At 49.3% G+C, this 3,878-nt stretch carries 3 protein-coding genes and 1 tRNA gene; 1 reads left to right on the plus strand and 3 read right to left on the minus strand.

All coding sequences use genetic code 11. The features are described from left to right. Nucleotides 1-138: 138 nt before the first annotated feature. From BMW41_RS13905 to BMW41_RS13920, 3 genes are all read right to left on the minus strand, one after another. A complete protein-coding gene (locus tag BMW41_RS13905; RefSeq protein WP_074650806.1) occupies nucleotides 139-1,638 on the minus strand; it encodes a sensor domain-containing diguanylate cyclase in 1,500 nt (499 codons plus the stop codon). A 20-nt stretch (nucleotides 1,639-1,658) separates the two neighbouring features. Next, the gene (locus tag BMW41_RS13910) at nucleotides 1,659-2,117 is read right to left on the minus strand and encodes a prepilin-type N-terminal cleavage/methylation domain-containing protein (protein WP_074650808.1); all 459 of its coding nucleotides are present in this window, start codon (nucleotides 2,115-2,117) and stop codon (nucleotides 1,659-1,661) included. 378 nt (nucleotides 2,118-2,495) lie between these two features. Then, nucleotides 2,496-2,567 (minus strand) — tRNA-Arg (locus BMW41_RS13920). Between the two features lie 237 nt (nucleotides 2,568-2,804). On the opposite strand from BMW41_RS13920, the gene queA reads away from it, so the two are divergent. Beyond that, nucleotides 2,805-3,830, plus strand: a complete 1,026-nt coding sequence (gene queA, locus BMW41_RS13925; protein ID WP_031474228.1) for a tRNA preQ1(34) S-adenosylmethionine ribosyltransferase-isomerase QueA — start codon at nucleotides 2,805-2,807, stop codon at nucleotides 3,828-3,830. Nucleotides 3,831-3,878: the final 48 nt, after the last annotated feature.

Here is a 3,878-nt window from a genome sequence, read left to right on the forward strand (position 1 = left end):
AGGGTCAGCAATTACAGTTTAACTGAGGTATCTTTCTGTTTCTACAAATTCACACTTTAAATGTTACAGGAAGCTATGAACTAAAAATGCGGAACTCCGTTTCTCATGAAACCGGAGTCCCGCAAAACACCTCAGAATTTATTGCCGGCGTCTGTTATTGCCCGTCATCTGATAATATTTTTCTTTTTCAGAATACATATCCGCATCCGCAATACGTTCCAGTTCATCCAGGGTTGCCTGCCGGTTTTCGACAACCGACGCATATCCCACCGCCATTGTCATATTCCTCGAATAACACCCGCGCCACTTATATGCATTCTTATGGATTCTTTCCCGTATGTGTTCCGGATCATCCGTATGAACCAGCGCCATAAACTCATCTCCGCCGGTCCGGTAGACTCTTCCCACCTTGTTTACGGTAATGGCAAGACAGGCCGCGGCGCCTTTGATCAGCTCATCGCCCACGGTATGTCCCAGAGTATCATTTACCTGCTTTAATCCGTTTACGTCAATCACAAAGATGACAAGATCGTCTTCCAACGGTTTGTGCCGCAATTCGTCCAGATCCATCTCGTAACATCTGCGGTTGCGAAGCCTCGTCATCTCATCTGTCCTGCTGATCCGGATCAGAGTCTGCTCACGTTTCTTCTCTTCATCCACATTTCGCGTCGTGTAAATTACAACAGCCGGCGACTGGTCCGGCTCGGCCTCCACCGCGATATACTGCGCGCGGAACCAGCCCTTGTCGATGTCCACAAAGTCTCCGCTGATGATTTTCCTGCCGGTCAGGCGCTGTCTTACCGTGGTGATGTTGGTAAATGACAGAAAATCCTCCATCTGTTCCGGCATGACCTGCTCCATAATCTTCCGATTCATCTGTGTTTGCGTCTGTGATGACATATCAATTACGATCTTCTTCTGTTCCGGATCCCGAAGAGCCATTTCCGTGTTATCCGTAAAATCGATCAGATTGACATTGTCATAGATTCCCGCCATCGAATCCAGAATCTTCACTCTCTCCTGTTCACTCTGCTTCTGGAACTGAATCAATTCATTCTGCTGAAAAAGCTTTCTGAAATTATCCTGCGCCAGTTTGATGATGGTGTAACCCAGCACGGTCATAATCAGCATTTCGATCGTGAATCCGCCCATGACATTCAAAAAATAATCGAACTGCGATTCAAAATCCGATTGGGTGAAATAGAGCGATGTGGCTGCCCAGGTGGTTCCGGTCATGGATAAATAGTTTACCGCAATCGCATAAAAATAGATCACCTCATCACAGAACAGCACACTCACCAGCGGCACAAAAAACCAGGTAATCAGAATGTCCACCTGATGAAGTGACATGTACACGATGATGACGTCCAATGCCGTCAGCGAAAAGAAACTGGTCACCCTGGATTTTGGAAAACGCAACACAAGAAAATAATGAATGAGAGTCAGGACAGCCACCATCCCTGAGATATTCAGACAGGTCCGGTATGTGGCATTCCGGAAAATGCCGGCCCAAATTCCAATCGCAATCGCAGGACCGGTCAGAATGATCAGCCTCAGAATACTGCTCAGGTAATGATTCAGCCAGATCCGGCTTTCCAAAATAAAGTCCTGCAGTGATTTTCCGGATGTTTCTTTCATTCCTGTATTGCCTCGATTCTTTATTCCGATGCCACATAGGCATCGATGGTTCCATCAAACGACGAAGACCAGTAGATATCCCATTTCTTGTAGACAACGTCTCCGGCTCTCCGCTTATCGTACGCCGGCCGCGACGGAGTATCCACCGTCCATCCGTCAATGTTGATATTGGCATCCTCAAACCGCGGCGCATTGGGATTCGTGGTGGAAATGACTCCCGGAGTGAACACGCCGGTGGATGCGTCAAAGGTTCCCGCATCCTTATTGACCTGTTCCGTGGTATTGGAATTTTCCATATACCACACCATGGCCGCTGCGTAAGCCGCTCTCGCATTGGCCTGATTCGCCGCAAGCCGTGCTTTTCTCAGAACTCTGGAAAAAATCGGTATACTGATGGATGCAAGCACCGCAATGATCGCGACAACGATCAGAAGCTCCGCGAGTGTAAAACCATTTTTCTCCCTGCATAATTTCTTCATAAATACTACTTCTCCTGTCCAACATCTTACGCATGACGAACACGCTCACTTAGGAACGAACATGCTCTGAATCGCCAAATTCTTATAATGATAATGTATTCGTCGGTTTCTCTCCATTTCATAAGTGATTCGGCTTCTCCTCCCCTTTTCCCGCAGAAAAGAAGGGATCTCCGCGTTTTTTAGGGTGATGCCCGTGCGGACACGGCAACCGCTTTCCGAAGCAAAGACCGCGGCGCTTTTTTGCATCATGTTTCCCCAAAATTTGCCGAGGCACAAAATAAGTGCAGATGTCAGAATCCGTTACGCTCCAACAACTACACTTTCATAGCACAAAAAGAAATCCCGGGAGAACTCTCTCTCCCGGGATCTGCATATTCGTGCGCCTGATAGGAATCGAACCTACGCACGCGGCTCCGGAGGCCACTGCTCTATCCACTGAGCTACAGGCGCATCACTAGTATAATACCATCAAACGGTTCTCTTCGCAAGAGCAAGTTTTCTGTTTACCTGATAAATAAAATACGGTATAATATCCATTTGCAAATCCAACCGGTATCAAACCGGTACGGAAACCGCTCAAACACTGTTTTTACCGCAGCGGATGCCAAGATCCGCCGAAGGCATTTGCGTCAGGGGAAATATCAGGGATGTTCCCCGACACATGATACATTGACAGAAAGGCAAATCATGAACGTTAAAGATTTTGATTACGATCTTCCCCAGGAACTGATCGCACAGGATCCGCTGGAAGACCGCGCTTCTTCCCGTCTTCTGGTTCTGGATAAGGATACCGGAAAAACCGAGCACAAAATTTTCCATGACATCATCGATTATCTGAATCCGGGCGATGCGCTGGTCATCAACGACACCAAGGTTATCCCGGCGCGTCTCCACGGTGTAAAGGAAGATACCGGCGCCCACATCGAGGTTCTCCTTCTCACCCGTAAAAAAGACGACATCTGGGAGACGCTGGTAAAACCGGGGAAAAAATGTAAGCCGGGCACCGTGATCTCATTTGGTGACGGTCTTCTGAAGGGAACCGTTGTGGATGTCATCGAGGACGGCAACCGCCTGATCCAGTTCCAGTATGAGGGAATCTTTGAGGAGATTCTGGATCAGCTCGGCCAGATGCCGCTGCCGCCGTACATCACCCATCAGCTGAAAGACAAAAACCGCTATCAGACGGTCTATGCGGAACACGAGGGAAGTGCTGCCGCTCCGACCGCAGGACTCCATTTTACCAAAGAACTTCTTCAGCGGATTGAAGACAAGGGCGTAAAGATTGTCCATGTCACTCTTCACGTCGGTCTCGGAACCTTCCGCCCGGTCAAGGTGGACACCATCGAAGAGCACCAGATGCACTCTGAGTTCTACATCGTCTCTCAGGAGGCGGCGGACACCGTGAACGCGGTCAAGAAAGCCGGCGGACGCATCATCTGCGTCGGCACGACAAGCTGCCGCACATTGGAATCCGCGGCGGATGAAAACGGCATTCTCCATGCAAAGAGCAGCTGGACGAGCATCTTCATCTATCCGGGATACAAATTCAAGATTCTGGACTGCCTGATTACCAACTTCCATCTTCCGCAGTCCACTCTCGTGATGCTGGTATCCGCGCTCGCCGGAAGAGAGCATATCCTGAACGCGTACAAAGAAGCCATCGCCGAGCGCTACCGCTTCTTCTCCTTCGGAGACGCCATGTTCATTCACTGATCAATAACTGAGCTGCCTTACAGCGGCGTGCGCATCCTCGCGGAGCGT

The organism is [Clostridium] aminophilum, assembly GCF_900101295.1.
Classification (GTDB): domain Bacteria; phylum Bacillota; class Clostridia; order Lachnospirales; family Lachnospiraceae; genus Clostridium_R; species Clostridium_R aminophilum_A.